Raw genomic sequence first — 18,247 nt, forward strand, 5'->3', positions numbered from 1 at the left:
GCGACGCCGAACGAGCCGGCACCTCCGCCATCCATTCCGCATCGTTCCTGCATCCGCCCTGAACCCATCGGCGCCTTCGCGTGTTGACGGGGATTGGCCTTTGCGCGGCCGCAGTTGGTCCGGCCGGACGATTTCCGGCCGCCGAGCCGTGCCGAGGGCGTCACGGCAACGGGCGGCTTATGTCTTATATCGTCATGATGGTGGGGCTTGGGATCCTGATCCTGTTGGTGGCCTGGCTGCCGATGGTGTTGAGGGAACTGCCGCTTTCCCTGCCGATCATCTGCGTCGGGCTGGGCTTCGCGGTGTTCAGCACCCTGCGGCTGGAGAACCCGGAACCGCTGGCCTTTCCCCAGGCCACCGAGCGGCTGACCGAACTGATCGTCATCGTCTCGCTGATGGGCGCGGGGCTGAAACTGGATCGCCGCATCGGCTGGCGCCGCTGGATCATCACCTGGCGGCTGCTGGGCATCACCATGCCTCTGTCGATCCTGATGATCGCCCTGATCGGCTGGTACTGGCTCGATTTCCCGTTACCGGCGTCGATCCTGCTGGGGGCCGCGCTGGCGCCCACCGATCCGGTCCTCGCCTCCGACGTCCAGGTCGGTCCGCCCAAGTCCGGCGAGGAGGATGAGATCCGCTTCAGCCTGACCTCCGAAGCCGGACTGAATGACGGCTTGGCCTTTCCCTTCGTCCATCTTGCCATTGGGGTCGCCCTGTTGAACGGCAACCCGCCCTGGGACATGCTGCAGCATTGGGTACTGCTGGATGTGGTGTGGAAGCTGGGGGCCGGCGTCGGAGTCGGCTGGCTGGTCGGACGGTTCCTCGGCTATGTCACCTTCCGGGTGCCGAATCGGGCGAATCTGTCACGGACCGGTGACGGCTTCGTGTCGCTCGGCATCACGCTGATTGCCTACGGCCTGACGGAACTGGTCGGCGGGTACGGTTTTCTCGCGGTGTTCGTCGCAGCACTCGCATTGCGCGATGCGGAACGGAACAGCGAGTATCATGAACGCCTGCATGATTTCGTCGAGCAGACCGAGCGGCTGATGATGATGCTGATGCTGGTGCTTTTCGGCGGCACGCTGGCCCATGGATTGATCGACGCCTTGTCCTGGAGTGCCGTCGGCGCCGCGGCCGTCATCCTGCTTCTGGTGCGTCCGGTCGCCGGAGTGGCGGGGCTGGCCGGCGTGCCGATGCCGGTTGGCGAGAAGCTGGCCATCGGCTTCTTCGGCATCCGCGGCATGGGCAGCATCTATTACGTCGCCTATGCGCTGAACGCTGCGGAGTTCGACGTGCCCAACGCCCTGTGGGCGGTCACCGGCCTGATCGTGCTTCTCTCGATTCTCGTCCATGGCATCAGTGTGACGCCGGTCATGCGGCGGATCGACCGGCGCCGGCAGGCGGCGGTGGCGCAACCGCCACCCTCCATACACCGCCGAATGGAAAAAGCGCGCGTTTCGGCCGACTCTTGATGAAAATTGTTGGTGAAGCTGAATTTCCGCTTTCCGTACAAGGTGATGCGCCTGCATAGTGGTCGGGAAGGGGCGGCGTGGACGACCTGACGGTTTCGAATGAAACCAAATGGGCAGGCCGACACGACCACCCGGGAACCGCCGGAAGAACCGATCCGGACGGTCATCCGCAATCTGCGCAACGCAACGCTGATGGGGAGGAATTCACGTATGATCGCACGTCTTCTGGCCGGTGCCGCCCTTGCTGCCCTGACGATCGGTGTTCTGTCCACCGGGCCTGCCATGGCCCAGCAGGGCAAGCTTTCCGGCGATATGGTCAAGATCGGTGTGCTGAATGACCGCTCGGGCCTCTATGCCGATCTCGGCGGCGAAGGGTCGGTGATCGCCGCCAAGATGGCGGCCGAGGAGTTCGGCAACAAGATTCTCGGCAAGCCTATCGAATTCATCTCGGCCGACCACCAGAACAAGCCCGATATCGGCGCCAACCTTGCCCGCCAGTGGATCGACCAGGACGGTGTCGACGTGATCGTCGACGTGCCGAATTCCGGCGTCGCGCTCGCCGTGCAGGAGGTGACGAAGGAGAAGAAGAAGATCTTCCTGATGGAAGGTCCGGCGACCTCGCGGCTGACCGGCGACGCCTGCTCCCCCACCGGTTTCCACTGGCCCTACGACACTCATGCGCTGGCCGTCGGTACGGGACAGGCCATGGTTAAAGAGGGCGGCGACAGCTGGTTCTTCATCACCGCCGACTATGCCTTCGGCCATCAGTTGGAGGCCGACACCTCCGTCGAAGTGAAAAAGGCCGGCGGCAAGATTCTCGGTTCGGTGAAGGCGCCGCTGAACACCGCCGACTTCTCCTCCTTCCTGCTGCAGGCCCAGGCCTCGGGCGCAAAGGTCGTCGGGCTCGCCAATGCCGGCGGCGACACCATCACCTCGATCAAGCAGGCCGCCGAATTCGGCCTGACGCAAGGCGGTCAGCAGAAGCTGGCGGGCCTGCTGATCTTCCTGTCGGACGTGCATGCGCTTGGACTGCAGGTCGCCCAGGATCTGGTGCTGACCACCGGCTTCTACTGGGACCGTGACGACGAGACCCGTGCCTGGTCCAAGAAGTTCTTCGACCGCTACGGCAAGATGCCGACGATGGTGCAGGCCGGCAGCTATTCCGCCGTCCGCCACTATCTGAAGGCGATTGAAGCGGCCGGGACCGACGACGGCCCGACGGTCGCCGCCAAGATGAAGGAGATGCCGGTCAACGACATGTTCGCCAAGAACGGCACGATCCTGCCGAACGGCCGCATGGTCCATGACATGTATCTGGCCCGCGTGAAGAAGCCGTCCGAGTCCAAGGGCGCCTGGGATTATTACCAGATCCTGCGCACCATCCCCGGCAAGGACGCCTTCGCCACCTTCGAGGAGAGCGGCTGCAAGCTGCCGAAGTGATCGTGTCGGTAAACAGGACGACAGGGCAAAAGCCGTGACGTGACGGAGCGGCATCCCCGCCAGGGCGGCGGTCTTCGGACCAATGCCGCGGTGGGGATGCCGCTGAGGAGAGCGACGCTCATGATGGGAACGATTTTCGGCATTCCGCCCCAGGCGCTGTTCGGCCAGCTTCTGCTGGGGCTGATCAACGGATCGTTTTACGCGCTGCTCAGCCTTGGGCTGGCGGTGATCTTCGGCATGTTGAACGTCATCAACTTCGCCCATGGCGCGCTCTACATGATGGGCGCCTTCGTGGCGTGGCTGCTGCTGAACCAGCTCGGCATCGGCTATTGGTGGGCGCTGCTGCTGGCGCCGCTGATCGTCGGCGCGTTCGGGGTCGTGCTGGAAAAGACGCTGCTGTCGCGGCTCTACAAGCTCGATCATCTCTATGGGTTGCTGCTGACCTTCGGGCTGGCTTTGATCGTCGAGGGGGCTTTCCGCCACCAGTATGGCGTGTCCGGCCAGCCTTACCCCATTCCCGCCGAACTCAGCGGCGGTCGGAATCTGGGCTTCATGTTCCTGCCCAATTACCGCGGCTGGGTGGTGGTGGCGTCGCTGATCGTCTGCATCAGCACCTGGATCGCCATCGAGAAGACGAAGCTGGGCGCCTATCTGCGCGCGGCGACCGAGAATCCGGTGCTGGTCCAGGCCTTCGGCATCAATGTGCCGCGGATGGTCACGCTGACCTACGCCTTCGGTGTGGCGTTGGCCGGTCTCGCCGGCGTGCTGGCGGCACCTATCTATCAGGTATCGCCGCTGATGGGCTCGCACCTCATCATCGTCGTGTTCGCGGTGGTGGTGATCGGCGGAATGGGCTCCATCATCGGCGCCGTGCTGACCGGCTACGGGCTGGGCCTGTTGGAAGGATTGACCAAGGTCTTCTACCCGGAGGCCTCGAACATCGTGGTCTTCGTCATCATGGCGGTGGTGCTGATGGTAAAGCCCGCCGGTCTGTTCGGACGGGAGAGGTAAGCGCATGAGCCTTCATTCGCAGAGCAGCGGCCGGGCGTCCGCACAGGCTGCCGGCGCACCGGCGACGACGGGCCTGACCCTGGCGAGAGTTGGCGCGCTTGTGGTGCTGGCCGCTCTTCTGGCGGTGCCGTTCCTGCTCTATCCGGTCTTTTTGATGAAGGTGTTGTGCTTCGCGCTGTTCGCTTGCGCCTTCAATCTGCTGATCGGCTTCGGCGGGCTGCTCAGCTTCGGTCATGCGGCGTTCTTCGGCAGTGCCGCCTATGTCACCGCCCATGCGGTGAAGGAGTGGGGATGGTCGCCTGAACTGGGGATTCTGCTGGGCACCCTGGCCGCGGTCGTCCTGGGGCTGGTCTTCGGCCTGATCGCCATCCGCCGGCAGGGCATCTATTTCGCCATGATCACGCTGGCGTTGAGCCAGATGGTCTATTTTCTGGCCCTGCAGCTGCCCTTCACCCATGGCGAGGACGGCATCCAGGCGGTGCCGCGCGGCGTCCTGTTCGGCGTCTTCGACCTGCACAACCCGCTGGCGATGTACTACACGGTGCTGGGCGTTTTCCTGATCGGATTCGCCATCATCTGGCGAACGGTGCATTCGCCGTTCGGGCAGGTGCTGAAAGCGATTCGTGAGAACGAGGCACGCGCTATTTCGCTGGGCTACCGCACCGACCGCTACAAGCTGCTGGCCTTCGTGCTGTCGGCGTCGCTGGCCGGGCTGGCTGGCGGCACCAAGGCCATTGTCTTCCAGTTGGCGACGCTGACCGACGTGACGTGGCAGATGTCGGGCGAAGTCGTGCTGATGACGCTGCTGGGCGGAATGGGCACGCTGAGCGGCCCGGTCATCGGTGCCGCTCTGGTGGTAACGCTGGAGAATTATCTGGCGGCGACCAGCCTGCCGGTGCCGGTCGTGATCGGCTGCATCTTCGTCGCCTGCGTGCTGGTGTTCCGTCGGGGAATAGCCGGGGAAATCGCGGCGCGTTTTGGAAAGCACAGCCAGAATAGTTAAGTCACTGCACAGAAAAACAGCAAACATTTTAAGGATGGTTTCGTTCATAAGACACTAAGGTTGCAAAATACCGCATACCCCGAAAGAACGGGTGTGCGGTTATTATTTTGCGTCCTGGAACGTTTTGCTTTCTGGGTGTTATAGGTCTCAACGCATGCGGCGGTGCAGCAAAATGACCGACGCGAGCTTTGGGAAGAGGCGTCCACCCGGACGAACGTATTCGAGGAGCATCCCGCATGGCTATGGACAAGGATACCACGACCAGCGCGCGTGAAACCGCTGACCGGGCAAAAGGCACGGTGGAGGACATGACGCGCGCCGGTGAGGCCACCACCCGCCGCGCCGCCGATGCCGCCCGCTCGATGGGTGAGAACGTGGCAGAGACCGGCCGGGAGGCCGCCGATGCCAGCCTGAACGCTGGTCAGAAGGCAATGGGGGCGGGTGCCGACATGACCCGCCGCAGCGCTGAGACCGCCGGCACCATGATGAACAAGGCCTCCGATGTCGCCGGCCGCACGACCGAGCAGCTCCAGCGCGCGCTGGGCCTGTCGAAGGAAGCGCAGGGCGCGGTCGCCAGCCAAACCCGCGAAACCATGGACGTCATGGTCCAGTGCGGCAGCGTTCTGGCCGACGGCTGGCAGAATGCCTGGCGCGAATGGATGGGGCTGGCGCAGGACGTCGCCTCACGCAATGCCGAGGGAATGAACGCGCTGATGCGCAGCCGGACCATCCCCGATTTCTACGCGGCGCAGAGCCGCATGCTGAAGGAAAGCATGCAGATGGTCCTCAGCCGCAGTGTCAAGATCTCGGAGATGTCGGCGAACACCGCGAACACGGCGATGGGCAAGCTGAACGCCCGTCTGGAAGGTGCGGCGCAGCAGACGGAGCGCCGCTTCTGAAGACCTGGCCGACTGCACCGGCACGCCATCGATAACGAACGATCTCCATCCTGACTGAACCCCGGCCCGCAAGGACCGGGGTTTTTTCTGCGCCGGATATACGCCGCCAGCCCGCCGGCTATGGCGCTTCAGGCGTGAGCCAGCTCACCGCGGCCCCGCCGCCGGTGGAGGGCAGGGCGTCGTGCAGGGCCGGCAGCATCTCCTTCAGCGTCTCGTCGAGCTTCCAGGGCGGATTGACGATCAGCAGGCCGGAGCCGTTCAGCCGGAGATGGGTGTCTTCGGGATGCCAGGTCAGTTCGGCGATCAGCACCTTCGGGATGCCGGTCTTCTCCACCGCATCCTGGAACCGCCAGACCGCCGCGCGCTCCTTGATCGGATACCACAGGGCGAAGATGCCGGTGGACCAGCGGCGGTGCGCCTGCGCCAGCCCCTCCGCCATGCGGGCGAACTCGTCGGGCTGCTCGAAGGGCGGATCGATCAGGACCAGCCCACGCTTCTCCTTGGGCGGCAGATGGGCCTTCAGCGCGGTATAGGCATCGGACTGGTGGACGGCGACGGAGCGGTCGCCGGCGAACTCCGCCTTCAGGCTGACGGCGTCGTCGGGGTGCAGTTCGACCAGCACCATGCGATCCTGCGGGCGCAGCGCGGCGCGGGCTATTCGCGGCGAACCGGGATACCAGCGCAGGGCGCCGTCGGGGTTCAGCGCCTGGACGGCATCCAGATAGGGGGCCAGCGCCGGATGCGGCAGGGGATGGCCGAACAGCCGGCCGATGCCCTCGTCGCTCTCACCGGTCTTGCGGGCCGCCTCGGAGGTCAGGTCGTAACGGCCGATGCCGGCATGGGTGTCCAGCACGCAGAAAGGCGTCGGTTTGGCGCGCAGATGATCCAGGATCAGCGCCAGCACGGCGTGCTTCATCACGTCGGCCGGGTTGCCGGCGTGGAAGATGTGGCGGTAGTTCATGCGTCGGGGTTTACCCGATCACGCAACGCGGCGCCAGCGCTCTTGCCGGCGAGGCCGGTCGGCGGACGGATCAGTTGATCGCCGCGACCTGCTGCGCGTTGTGGAAGCTGCGGCGAGTGCGCGGGGCGACGCTGACGGGATCGGTGTCCTCGCAGCGGGAAGAGGCCAGCAGCTTGGCGCTCTGCGTGTCCAGTTCGCCCAGGCTCTGCCAGATCTTGCAGACATAGGCCTGAGCGCGACGGCCGGAGCTGCCGTTGTAGCGGGCCAGCGCGGTCTTCCAGTTGCCTTCCTCGCCATGGAAGCGGACGAGAAGCTGGCCGGCGTAGAACACGTTGTCGCGCGGCTCGACGATCTTCTCCAGCGGCTGGAACTCGCCACGGTGGGTAGCGACCGACAGCTGCATGCAGCCGACATAGGTGTTGGAGCGAAGCTGGCCACGGTGATCGCGCAGGTGGCGGGCGGCGTCACTGACGTTGCGGGCGTAGTAGGGACGGCCCTGCACGCTCATGGCGAAGGGGTGGGGAGTGCCGTCCTGGCCGCTTTCGACCAGAGCTATGGCCACCAGCATGCCGGAGGGAATGCCGAGCTTCTGTTCGGCCTCCACGGCGTGGGTGACGCAGCTTTCCTTCGAAACGGTCTGGGCCTGGGCGGTTCCGGAAACGGAGAGCGCCACCAGGGGAGCCGTCAGCAGTCCCGCAGCCAGTGCGAAGCGTCCACACGTTGTGGCGCCTACGCGCTGATTTCGTTTCCGCATCCCAAATCTCCTTCTGCTGTCGCCCCGTCTTGTACGGCGGCTGTTTGACCCCCCGCGCGGGGCCGTTGTTCCGGTCACCGAGTCGCTTACGGCGACCGCCTCCTACCCAGATGTTCAGCGCCTCCCGATTGGGCGCCGCGGCAACACTTCCAAAAATTTGATCCATCGTCAACCCGCTTGCGCCCTGGTAATACCACAGCTTTCGTCCGTCAGATGTCACTCAGGCTCGCCGAACGGACGGCTTAGGCGCTTCGGTTAGGTTCATAAGCCATTGAATCGCCACATTTGCTGGCAAAATCGATTGGGGTGGTACCGCTGCCTATCTTGACCCTTCGGATGGGGGACAAAAAAAGGGCTACTGCGACCGCGTGTCGCCCGAATCACACTTCGGAAGGATTTTCACGCCCCCCTTGCGCGGCGCAGCATGTTGGGGCAGTAAACTCCGCCGCCCTGTTTCCCTGGACTCGGTTCCCTGGGCCAAGTCGGTGCCGCAGCGACGCCCGGGACGGCCCGATGGCGAGCGGAGGCGGGCTATCCGGGCCGGCGGCATTCCCCTGGTCGAAGCCCGCGATCAGAGGAACTCCATCCGTGTCCGCGGATCCCTCCATCGGCGACGAGCCGCAAATCTACAATCTCGATCAAATGTTCCGGTTCGGTTACGACCGGCTCTACGCGGGGGATAATGCCGGAGCCGCCCGCGCATTTCGCGCCGGTGTCGCAGTCGACCCCACCCATGCGGAGGCATGGTCCGCACTGGCGGAAGCCGGCGGCGGGACCGATGCTGCAGGGCAGGCGGCGGCTTGTTTCCGGCGCGCAGTCACTTTGGAACCGGGCAATTGGGGCTGGCGGCTGATGTTGGCCGATGCCCTGCGGCAGTGCGGTGATACCGATGCTGCACACGCGTTGTTCCAGTCCCTTGCGGCGGAACGGAGCGATTCGGCACAGGCACGACTCGGACTAGCCCGCTGCCTCGGTGCGGCCGGCCGCCAAGAGGAGGCGCTGGAGGAGTACCGGGAGGCGGTGGCGCTGCGCCCCAACGACCGCGACGCCGTCCTCGCGCTGGCGGATGCGCTGGCTTTGTCGGGGGATGCGCTGGCGGCGGTTGAACTGCTTCAGCCGCTGGCTCGACGGCTTGAGGATGATGCGTCCGTCCATCACGCGCTGGGCCGCAGCTGGCTTGCCCTGCGCGAACCGGCCAAGGCGCTGACCGCGCTGCGCCACGCTGCAGGAATCGCCGAAGGGGACGAGGCGGCAGCTGTCGAACGCCTGATCGCGGCGCTGGAGGCCGGGGAAGGTGCCGACCTGTCCGCCTCCTATGTCCGTGCCCTGTTCGACCGCTATGCCGATCGCTTCGACCAGGATCTGGTGGGCAAGCTCGGCTACGCGGCACCCGAACTGCTGCGGTCGGCGGTGGACCGCGTCGCGCCCGGCGCTGCGGGGTTGCGCATCCTCGATCTCGGTTGTGGCACCGGACTGGCGGGTGTCGCCTTCAAGCCGCTGGCCTCCCGGCTCGCCGGAGTCGATCTATCGCCGCGGATGGTCGAGAAGGCGCGGCAACGCCGACTTTATGACGAACTGACCGTCGGAGACGTCGTTGAGGCGATGGAGCGGGCGCCTGGCGGCTGGGACCTGCTGGTCGCCGCCGACGTGCTGGTCTATATCGGCGACCTCGCCCCCGTCTTCGCGGCGGCAGCCCGCGCCCTTCCGCCGGGAGGCCGTTTCGCCGCCACCGTGGAACGCCTGCCGGGCGAAGCTGCCTCGCTTACGGGCGAGTCTTTCGTGCTCGGCGCGACCCGCCGTTATGCCCATGCCGAACATTATGTGCGCATGACGGCGGAAGCGGCCGGCTTCCTCATCCGCCTGATGGAACCCTGCAGCCCGCGACGGGAAAAGGGTATCCCCGTGCCAGGCCTCCTGTTCGTGGTGGAACGGACGGCGTGGTAGCGATCCGGTTGCGGGTCAGATCGCCTGCGTATAGCGGCCGGTATCACCGGGCAGGCACCAGCGTGCATGCAGTTGCCCCTTGGTGTCGAAGCTGCAGGCAATCCAGCCGGAACCATACAGCAGGCGTCGCCCGCCCTCTGCGAAGGGCGGCATCTCGAACCGGTGGGCGGGCAGGGGATGGTCAGGGCGGGTCGCCAGCGGCTCCGCCAGCCGCGACTTCCATCCCGCCGCCGGGGAGGCGGACTTGGTGAAGTGCGGCGCGTAAAGCTGCCACATCTCCAGTCCGCCACCGCGCAGCACGCCCCGCGCCGCCGCTCCACCGGCGATTCCCCGCGAGGCGACTGTGATGCGGCAGCCGCTGCGCCGGGAGAAATCGGCCAACGTCCGGACCATCCGCTCCCATTCGGCATGGCGTCCGGGTGCCGCCCAGTGATCGCCGAACCGGCCGCGCAGCCGGGAAGGGAGCACGCCGCCCAGCCGGTCGAGCAAAGCGGCGGCCGGGGTCAGCAGCGGCCCGCCGCTGACCAGGATCAGGTGACGACAGGCGGCAAAGCGGTCGAGCCAGTCCGGCAGCATGCTCCAGCCCCGTTCCGACAGCATGCGCCGGCCGTTGCGGTCGCTCCAGTTGTCGAGCGTCAGCAATCCGACTTCGCCCATGGTGAAGCCTTGGGCCAGTGTTCCGCACGCCGATCCCCACAGGCAGTCGGGCGGGCTGTCGGCGACGGAACCGGTCTGGAAAAGCTGGACCTGCCGGCGGGTCGCCGCGAACAGCGGGCGCAGGCTGCGCGAGGCGGCGTCGCCCTCCTCTCGGCTGCCCCAGGCGCCGGCCAGCAGCCGGCCGAGATCGCTGCCGTCCCACACCATCACCGAGGGGATCGACGCCAGCGCCGAGGCCACGGCGGCACCGCTCCAGGTCCGCAGCATGCGGTCGAAGCCGGCGGCCATCAGCTCTTCCGCCACGCCGGGCAGTGGGGGGCCAAGCCGGCGGGAGACATCGGATAGCAGGCCATTCGCCTGGGGAGCGGCGGCCGTCACGGCATCGCCGTCGATCTGCCCGCCGGCCTGGACCATCAGGTGATAGCGATCGGCGGACTGCCGGGACAGCAGATCGGACCAGAGGGCCGGTGACGCGCCGGTCGGGCCTTCGGCCTCCGGATCGCCACCGCCGGTCATTCCGCTTCCGTGAAGAATGGCTATACGTGGGAGTGAATGACGACCCGGAACAACTACGGTCCAGCGGGGGCCGTCGGGAAAGCCGTAGGTGACGTCGGTGTCGCGCATGCCGCGGGGGACGGCGAAATCGAATCGCCAGAGCTGGCGGTGGCGCCAGTGCGTCAGGTGGCGCGGCGGGACGGGCAGGGTGACGCCGTCCACCCGCAGATCGTCGGGCTCAACCTCCCCATCCAGAACGAACAGCGCCGACAGCCACCAACGGTCGCGCTGCTCACCACGGAAATACAGGATGGGACCAAGCAGGATGCTCGGTTCCGCTCGTCTCGGCGCCATGCTTCATCCGTCCGAACCGGCCCTTCCCCCAAAGATGGGCCTGCCGCATGCAATAGCGCAAGGGGACGCCGGACGGCGAAAAAATATCGCGCTCCGAGACGTACGGTCAGCCGTTCCGCTTGCGCAACAGCTCCAGCATTCGGGGCGGCACCTGTTCGTTCAGGACCGGGTCGTACAGGCGATGAAGCTCCTCCACATGCTGGCGATGCTGGGCGAGCAGCGCCTTTGCGTCGGGATCGCTCTCGACCACGCTTTCGAATTCTGCGCGCTCCCGCTCGTCCAGGGCGCCGTCCAGATAGGCGTTGATATCGGTCATCGTCACACGCTTCATCTCTGTCGTTCCCGGATGGGTCGCCGGGGTTCTCCCCTGGGACACGATCAACCGTGACACGTCCGGTGGCCCCGCCGTTCCCGGAAAGCTTGGCCTAAAGGACGCCTACCCCATCTTATGGGCATGATCCTCAGCCATACCAGTCCGACAAACGGCGCGATCACTGCTCACTTTCGAGGCGAGCAAACCGGCACTGCCATCCTCTTTCGCGTCGCCCGGCCAAGTAACAGGGCGGTGCAGCCGATTGTTCCGGTTTCCGTTGGTGCGGAACGCCGCGCAATGGGGACTGTTGTGATTGTGCAACTCACCCCCACAGTGTTCCGACAGGGTTGCCGAAGAAGGAGAATGCCTATGGCGCAACAGGAGAGCAGGCAGCCGCCGCAGCACCAGGACACGCAGCCGGGCCGTCAGGCACCCATGACTCCGCAGCCGTCGGAAACGCGTCCCTCCTACCGCGGCAGCGGCAAGCTGCGCGACAAGGTGGCGTTGATCACCGGCGGCGACAGCGGCATCGGCCGGGCCATCGCCGTGCTGTACGCGCGCGAAGGCGCCAAGGTCGGCATCCTGTACCTGAACGAGGACGACGATGCCCGCGAGACCCGCCGGCTGGTGGAAGCCGAGGGCCAGCCCTGCACCATCCTGAGCGGCGACGTCGGCAGTGAGGAAACCTGCAGAAAGGCGGTGGAGCGCATCGTCGGCGAGCATGGCCGCCTCGACATCCTGATCAACAACGCAGCCGAACAGCATCCGCAGAAGTCGATTGAGGACATCACCGCCGAGCAGCTGGAGCGGACTTTCCGCACCAACATCTTCGGACAATTCTATATGGTGAAGGCCGCCCTGCCGCACATGCACGAGGGTGCCAGCATCATCAACACCACCTCAGTCACCGCCTACAAGGGCAGTCCGGAACTGCTGGACTATTCGGCGACCAAGGGCGCCATCGTCGCCTTCACCCGGTCGCTGTCGATGGCCCTGAGCGACCGCGGCATCCGCGTCAACGCGGTGGCTCCCGGTCCGATCTGGACCCCGCTGATCCCCTCCACTTTCGACGAGAAGAAGGTCGAGAACTTCGGCGGCAATGTGCCGATGAAGCGGGCCGGCCAGCCGGACGAGGTGGCGCCGTCCTATGTGTTCCTGGCATCCGATGACTCTTCTTATATGTCGGGGCAGGTGCTGCACCCGAACGGCGGCACGGTGGTGAACGGCTGAGCGGACTGGCTGACCGGAAGGGCAGCCCGCACAAGGTCGGACCCATGCGAAAAGCCCCCGTGCAGAGTGCACGGGGGCTTTTCATTCGTGGAGTGTTCGAAGCTGGCCGGCGGGCCATCAGGAAAGGAGTCGAATCAGGCGGTCATCAGGTTGTTCAGCCGCTCCCGCGCACGGCACAGGCGGGAACGGATGGTGCCGATCGACACGTTCAACGTCTCGGCCGCTTCCTGATAGGGACGCCCCTCGATGGCGACCAGCTTCACGACCTTGCGCTGGCTGGGGGTGAGGGAGGAAAAGGCGCGGTCAACATCGCGGAAGACCAGACGCGACATCTGCGCCGCGTCGACCGACATGGCGCCGTCCCACAGCTCCACCTTCGTCACATGGCGGTCACGCTGCAGGTTGTTGAAATGCAGGTTCTTCAGCATGGTGGTCAGCCACGCCTGCATATTCGTGCCGGGTTCGAAACGATGCTGGCGCGATAGGGCGCGGGCCAGGCAATCCTGCAGCAGGTCCTCTGCGGCGTTGGCGTCACGGGTCAGCTTGCAGGCATAGCGCTGCAGGTTCGGCATGCAGCGGATCAGTTCGTTTTCGAACGAGTACGCCATGGTCTTTCCTTCCTCCACGGTCTGTGTACGTCTCCCGCCGGCCGGGTGACCGGCAGCGCCCTTCGCGGTATGGGCGGGGCGCAGGGCGGGGACGGCATTGGGCTTTCCGGCGCGCAATGGCGGCGCCACCGGTTCGAAGGGCTGACAGTGTCTTTGCGGTCTTGAGCGCTCAGTGTGCCCTGGCGGTCGTCTCCAGAGCGCTTCCGGCCCGGCCCGTCATCCGGTGCGGGTCGGCGGTCCCTGGGGGGTGTTGCGGAACGATCCGGTCGGCGGTGGCGTCATTGAGGCGGTCCCGTTGTTGCCCGTCGTTGATCGTGTCGGGAGCTAAACGCGCCGTCCGCCGCGGATGTTCCACCGCAGGATCCGGAAAGAGTGACATCGGTGGCAGATCGCGGAGATTCCGGTCCCGTCTCCGCTTGCCGGGCTTACCACCATCGAACGCGCCCGCCGGTGCGCCGCTGCAACACTCAGTCGTTGGAAAACAGAGGCTTTTCTAGGCGAAGCGCCGCCATTCCATCCTCGTAGTAATCGGGATATTCCGCGAAGCGCCGATAGCCGGCCGCGATATAGAGCGCGATGGCGGCGGCATTGTCCGCCCGCACCTCCAGCCTGATGCCGACGCAGCCATGGGCGGCCGCGGCTTCTTCCAGCGCCGCCAGCAGGCGGCGGCCGATCCCCTGGCCCCGGTTGCCCGGCGCCACCGCGAAGGAGGTCAGGCGGGCGAAGCGCGTGCCGGCATGGAAGCCGACCACCCCATAGGCAAGTGGCGGCCCCTCCATATTCGGCACTTGGCGGTATGCCACCAGCACCACACCTTTTGCCTTCCGGATCGCATAACGGAAGTTGCGCTGCGTCATCCGGTCGGTCGGGAAGCTTCGCTCCTCGATCGCCAGCAGCGCGGCTATGTCGGCCAATTCGGCGTGGCGGATGCGGATGCATGCTGCATCGCAGTGGACAGGATCGGATTCGTGAAGCATCGTTGACGGGAAAAAGGGGAGGGGACGACAGCCTACTCCCTTTTACCACAGCGAAACGACGGTGCGTTCCATCTGGGGAAAGCTTTGCTTAACCAACAGGGCAGACACTTCCGCCATGATTGGAGCGCCGTATTTCCAGCCGCCCGCTCCTATAGGCCTTTCACGCAGAAAGTCAGGACATGGACGCTCGGTTTAAATCTCGCGACATCGAACGCCGCAGCCTTGATGTCGATGGCCTCAAACGGTCGTTCCTGGAATGGCTGGTCTATTCGGTCGGCAAGGATGCACGCGCCGCCACGCGCCGCGACTGGTTCCACACCGTGGCGCTGGCAGTTCGCGACCGCGTCGTCGACCGCTGGATGGACACGACCCGCAGCTATTACCAGGAAGACGCCAAGCGCGTTTACTACCTGTCCCTGGAATTTCTGATCGGGCGGCTGCTGACCAACAGCCTGTCGAACCTGGGCATCATGGACGAATGCCGTCAGGCGCTCGACCGCCTCGGCCTGTCGATGGACGACGTGGTCGATGCCGAGCCCGACGCGGCGCTGGGCAACGGCGGCCTCGGCCGTCTCGCCGCCTGCTTCCTCGACAGCATGGCCTCGCAGGGGCTGCCCGGCTACGGCTACGGCATCCGCTACGAGTTCGGCCTGTTCGAGCAGCGCTTCGAGAATGGCTGGCAGGTCGAATATCCCGAGCAGTGGCTGCAATTCGGCAACCCGTGGGAGTTCGCCCGTCCGGAGGTGCTGTACCCGGTCCAGTTCTATGGCCGCGTCGAGGAGTTCCGCGACAGCGTCGGCGAGCGCGCCTATCGCTGGGTCGATGCCGACCGCGTGCTGGCGATGGCCTATGACACGCCGGTCGTCGGCTTCGGCGGGGAGACGATCAACACGCTGCGCCTGTGGTCGGCCCGCGCCACCCGCGACTTCAACTTCGGCCACTTCAACGACGGCGCCTATATGAAGGCGGTCGAGCAGAAGATCCTGTCGGAGAACCTCAGCCGCGTCCTATATCCCAACGACGCGACGGAGACCGGCAAGGAACTGCGGCTGAAGCAGGAGTATTTCTTCACGTCGGCCTCGCTGCAGGACATCCTGCGCCGCTATCTGCAGCATCACTCCACCTTCGACAATCTGCCCAACAAGGCGGCGATCCAGCTGAACGATACCCACCCGGCCATCGGCATCGCCGAACTGATGCGCCTGCTGGTCGATCAGCACGCCCTGCGCTGGGACGATGCGTGGGAAATCACCCGCGCCACCTTCGCCTATACCAACCACACCCTGCTGCCCGAGGCGCTGGAAGCCTGGCCGGTGCGGATGATCGAGCGGGTGCTGCCGCGCCACATGCAGATCATCTACGAGATCAACGCCAAGTTCCTGAACCGGACCAAGGCCAAGGCAGACGGCGACAACGCCAGGCTGTCGCGCCTGTCGCTGATCGACGAGCGCGGCGAACGCCGGGTCCGCATGGGCAATCTCGCCTTTCTCGGCTCGCACAAGGTCAACGGCGTGTCGGCGCTGCACACCGAGTTGATGAAGCAGACGGTGTTCGCCGACTTCCACGAGGAATTCCCGGACCGCATCAACAACAAGACCAACGGCATCACCCCGCGCCGCTGGTTGAAGCAGGCCAACCCGGCCCTGTCGGAGCTGATCACCACCCGCATCGGCGAGGGCTGGGTCTCCGACCTGTCGCAGATCGCGGCCCTGCGCGAGAAGGCCGACGATGTGGTGTTCCGCGAGGAATTCCGCCGGGCCAAGCGCAAGAACAAGAAGCGTCTGGCCGCCTACATCGCCCGCCAGACCGGCGAGGAGGTGCTGGTCGACAGCATCTTCGACGTGCAGGTCAAGCGCATGCACGAGTACAAGCGCCAGCTTCTGAACGTGCTGCACACCATCGCGCTCTACAACGAGATGCGCGACAACCCGACGGTCAGCTGGGTCCCGGTGACCAAGGTGTTCGCCGGCAAGGCGGCGCCGTCCTACCACATGGCCAAGCTGATCATCAAACTGATCAACGACGTCGCCAAGGTGGTGAACCACGACCCGTCGGTGCACGACAACCTGAAGATCGTGCTGCTGCCGAACTACAACGTCACCGCGGCGGAGATCATCATCCCGGCCGCCGACCTGTCGGAGCAGATCTCAACCGCCGGCATGGAGGCGTCGGGCACCGGCAATATGAAGCTGGCGCTGAACGGCGCCCTGACCATCGGCACGCTGGACGGCGCCAACGTCGAGATCCGCGAGCATGTCGGGCCGGACAACATCTTCATCTTCGGCATGACCGCGGAGGAGGTGAACGACCTGCGCGCCAGCGGCGGCTTCAACCCGCGCGATGTGATCGCGTCGAACCCCAGCCTGAAGCGGGCGCTCGACATGATCTCCACCGGTGCCTTCTCGCCGGACGACCGCAACCGCTACCACCCGATCGTCCAGGCGCTGACCGACGGCGGCGACCATTTCCTGGTGACGGCGGACTTCGCCGACTATTGCCGGGCGCAGGACGCGGCGATGGAGCTGTACCGCGATCCGGAGGAATGGACCCGCAAGGCGATCCTGAACACTGCCAACATGGGATGGTTCTCGTCCGACCGTACGGTCAACGAGTACGCCCAGGAGATCTGGGACGTACACCCGGTACACCCGAGCCATGACGGCGAGGGGTTCCGGTAATTTCCGAAAGGGCGAATGCGCAGGCGCTTTACAATGCCTGCGCATTCGGATAAGAAGGCCCCATGAACCGCACGGCCATCACCACCACTACGACCAAAAAAGCGACTCGCTTCGGCGGGCAGCGGCGTGGTGTGTGCTGATCGGATCGACCAGCGTTTCTTCCACGAGGCAGGCCCCGCCGGACAACGGACGGGGCCTCGTCGTATCCGGGGTCCGCTGTCCGAACGACCGATAGGCCGGTCCGATCAACAGTGCGATAGACAGGACGGAACCCCGCCATGAGCAGCAACAACGCCTCCGCTTCTTCCAAGTCCCTCCGCGTCGCCGTGGTCGGCGCCACCGGCGCCGTCGGCCGCGAGATGGTCAAGGTCCTGCACGACCGCAACTTCCCGGTCGCCGAACTTGGCCTGTTCGCCTCCGAGCGTTCCGCCGGCAAGGTGCAGGAGACCCCCTATGGCGCCCTGACCCTGCAGGCCTTCGACGCCGCGGTGGTGAAGGGCTATGACGTTGTCCTGCTGGCGGTCTCGGGCGACTTTGCCAAGGCGCACGCCAAGGATCTGGCATCGGCCGGCGCGCTGGTGATCGACAACAGCTCGGCCTTCCGCTACGACGCCGACATCCCGCTGATCGTTCCGGAAATCAACGCCCACGTCTTCCGCGAGGCGTATGCCGCCGGCTCGCGCCTGATCGCCAACCCGAACTGCACCACGGCCATCGCCGTCGTGGCCCTCGGGCCGCTGCACAAGGCCTTCGGCATCAAGCGCGCCATCGTCTCCACCTATCAGGCCACTAGCGGCGCCGGTGCCGAAGGCATGGCCGAGCTGGAGGAGCAGACGCGCAACCAGTTGGACGGCAAGCCGGTCACCAACAGCGTGTTCCGCCACCCGATCCCCTTCAACCTGATCCCCCAGATCGATGCCTTCCAGGAGAACGGCTATACGAAGGAGGAGATGAAGGTTACGTGGGAGACGCGGAAGATCATGGAGGTCCCGGACCTGCTGGTCAGCTGCACCGCCGTCCGCATCCCGACCTACCGCGCCCATTCCGAGGCCATTACGCTGGAGACGATCCAGCCGGTCACGCCCGACGCCGCCCGCGCCGTCCTGGCCGATGCCGCCGGCGTGAAGGTGGTGGACGATCCGGCCAACGGTGCCTACCCGATGCCGCTGAACGCCACCGGCCAGTATGACGTCGAAGTCGGCCGCATCCGCACCAACCTGGTGTTCGGCGATCATGGCCTCGACCTGTTCGTCTGCGGCGACCAGCTGCTGAAGGGCGCCGCTCTGAACGCGGTGCAGATCGCCGAGCTGGCTCTGTAAGGTCCAGAGCAAGGCCGGACCCAAGGATCTGGAATCCAGGGGCCGGCACTGCTATGTAATGCGACGGGGGCCGATGGGCGTATTTCGCCTGTCGGCCCTTTCGCCGTTCTCACGATCACCTTCTCTTGTCAC

15 protein-coding genes are annotated in these 18,247 nt (G+C 65.5%); 9 read left to right on the top strand and 6 right to left on the bottom strand.

Features of this window, described 5'->3' with window-relative positions:
- Window positions 1–179 precede the first annotated feature (179 nt).
- The 5 genes from TSO5_RS27345 (at window position 180) to TSO5_RS27365 (ending at window position 5,825) form a co-directional block, all read left to right on the top strand.
- Window positions 180–1,472 carry a sodium:proton antiporter gene (locus tag TSO5_RS27345; protein WP_109154569.1) on the top strand — a complete coding sequence of 431 codons (1,293 nt, stop codon included), beginning with the start codon at window positions 180–182 and terminating at the stop codon, window positions 1,470–1,472.
- Window positions 1,473–1,682: 210 nt separating this feature from the next.
- Window positions 1,683–2,912 carry an ABC transporter substrate-binding protein gene (locus TSO5_RS27350; RefSeq protein ID WP_109154645.1) on the top strand — a complete coding sequence of 410 codons (1,230 nt, stop codon included), beginning with the start codon at window positions 1,683–1,685 and terminating at the stop codon, window positions 2,910–2,912.
- A 123-nt stretch (window positions 2,913–3,035) separates the two neighbouring features.
- Window positions 3,036–3,923, top strand: coding sequence for a branched-chain amino acid ABC transporter permease (locus TSO5_RS27355; RefSeq protein ID WP_109074807.1), 888 nt, complete (start codon window positions 3,036–3,038; stop codon window positions 3,921–3,923).
- Window positions 3,924–3,927: 4 nt separating this feature from the next.
- Entirely contained in the window at window positions 3,928–4,926 is a 999-nt protein-coding gene (locus TSO5_RS27360; RefSeq protein ID WP_109154570.1) for a branched-chain amino acid ABC transporter permease, read from the top strand.
- 236 nt (window positions 4,927–5,162) lie between these two features.
- Window positions 5,163–5,825, top strand: coding sequence for a phasin family protein (locus tag TSO5_RS27365; protein ID WP_109154571.1), 663 nt, complete (start codon window positions 5,163–5,165; stop codon window positions 5,823–5,825).
- Between the two features lie 118 nt (window positions 5,826–5,943).
- Here TSO5_RS27365 and rlmJ read toward each other — a convergent pair whose 3' ends face one another.
- Window positions 5,944–6,786, bottom strand: a complete 843-nt coding sequence (rlmJ, locus tag TSO5_RS27370; protein WP_109154572.1) for a 23S rRNA (adenine(2030)-N(6))-methyltransferase RlmJ — start codon at window positions 6,784–6,786, stop codon at window positions 5,944–5,946.
- 70 nt (window positions 6,787–6,856) lie between these two features.
- The gene (locus TSO5_RS27375) at window positions 6,857–7,540 is read right to left on the bottom strand and encodes a transglycosylase SLT domain-containing protein (RefSeq protein ID WP_109154573.1); all 684 of its coding nucleotides are present in this window, start codon (window positions 7,538–7,540) and stop codon (window positions 6,857–6,859) included.
- A 588-nt stretch (window positions 7,541–8,128) separates the two neighbouring features.
- On the opposite strand from TSO5_RS27375, the gene TSO5_RS27380 reads away from it, so the two are divergent.
- Complete coding sequence (locus tag TSO5_RS27380) at window positions 8,129–9,484, top strand: tetratricopeptide repeat protein (RefSeq protein ID WP_109154574.1); 1,356 nt, start codon at window positions 8,129–8,131, stop codon at window positions 9,482–9,484.
- 15 nt (window positions 9,485–9,499) lie between these two features.
- Here TSO5_RS27380 and TSO5_RS27385 read toward each other — a convergent pair whose 3' ends face one another.
- Window positions 9,500–10,990, bottom strand: a complete 1,491-nt coding sequence (locus TSO5_RS27385; RefSeq protein WP_109154575.1) for a hypothetical protein — start codon at window positions 10,988–10,990, stop codon at window positions 9,500–9,502.
- A gap of 106 nt (window positions 10,991–11,096) precedes the next feature.
- Window positions 11,097–11,321, bottom strand: coding sequence for a zf-HC2 domain-containing protein (locus TSO5_RS27390; RefSeq protein ID WP_109154576.1), 225 nt, complete (start codon window positions 11,319–11,321; stop codon window positions 11,097–11,099).
- A 351-nt stretch (window positions 11,322–11,672) separates the two neighbouring features.
- On the opposite strand from TSO5_RS27390, the gene TSO5_RS27395 reads away from it, so the two are divergent.
- On the top strand, window positions 11,673–12,533 hold the full coding sequence (locus TSO5_RS27395) for an SDR family oxidoreductase (RefSeq protein ID WP_109154577.1): 861 nt from the start codon (window positions 11,673–11,675) through the stop codon (window positions 12,531–12,533).
- Window positions 12,534–12,667: 134 nt separating this feature from the next.
- On the opposite strand, the gene TSO5_RS27400 is transcribed toward TSO5_RS27395, so the two are convergent.
- Window positions 12,668–13,141, bottom strand: a complete 474-nt coding sequence (locus tag TSO5_RS27400; protein ID WP_085089358.1) for a sigma-70 family RNA polymerase sigma factor — start codon at window positions 13,139–13,141, stop codon at window positions 12,668–12,670.
- A 467-nt stretch (window positions 13,142–13,608) separates the two neighbouring features.
- Complete coding sequence (locus tag TSO5_RS27405) at window positions 13,609–14,118, bottom strand: N-acetyltransferase (RefSeq protein WP_109154578.1); 510 nt, start codon at window positions 14,116–14,118, stop codon at window positions 13,609–13,611.
- Window positions 14,119–14,297: 179 nt separating this feature from the next.
- Between TSO5_RS27405 and TSO5_RS27410 the strand changes: the two genes are divergently transcribed.
- Both TSO5_RS27410 and TSO5_RS27415 read left to right on the top strand, forming a co-directional pair.
- The gene (locus TSO5_RS27410) at window positions 14,298–16,796 is read left to right on the top strand and encodes a glycogen/starch/alpha-glucan phosphorylase (protein ID WP_109154579.1); all 2,499 of its coding nucleotides are present in this window, start codon (window positions 14,298–14,300) and stop codon (window positions 16,794–16,796) included.
- A 278-nt stretch (window positions 16,797–17,074) separates the two neighbouring features.
- Entirely contained in the window at window positions 17,075–18,115 is a 1,041-nt protein-coding gene (locus TSO5_RS27415) for an aspartate-semialdehyde dehydrogenase (protein WP_109075713.1), read from the top strand.
- The last annotated feature ends 132 nt before the right edge of the window (window positions 18,116–18,247 follow it).

Origin of the sequence: Azospirillum sp. TSO5 (assembly GCF_003116065.1) — a bacterium.
In the GTDB taxonomy this organism is placed as follows: domain Bacteria; phylum Pseudomonadota; class Alphaproteobacteria; order Azospirillales; family Azospirillaceae; genus Azospirillum.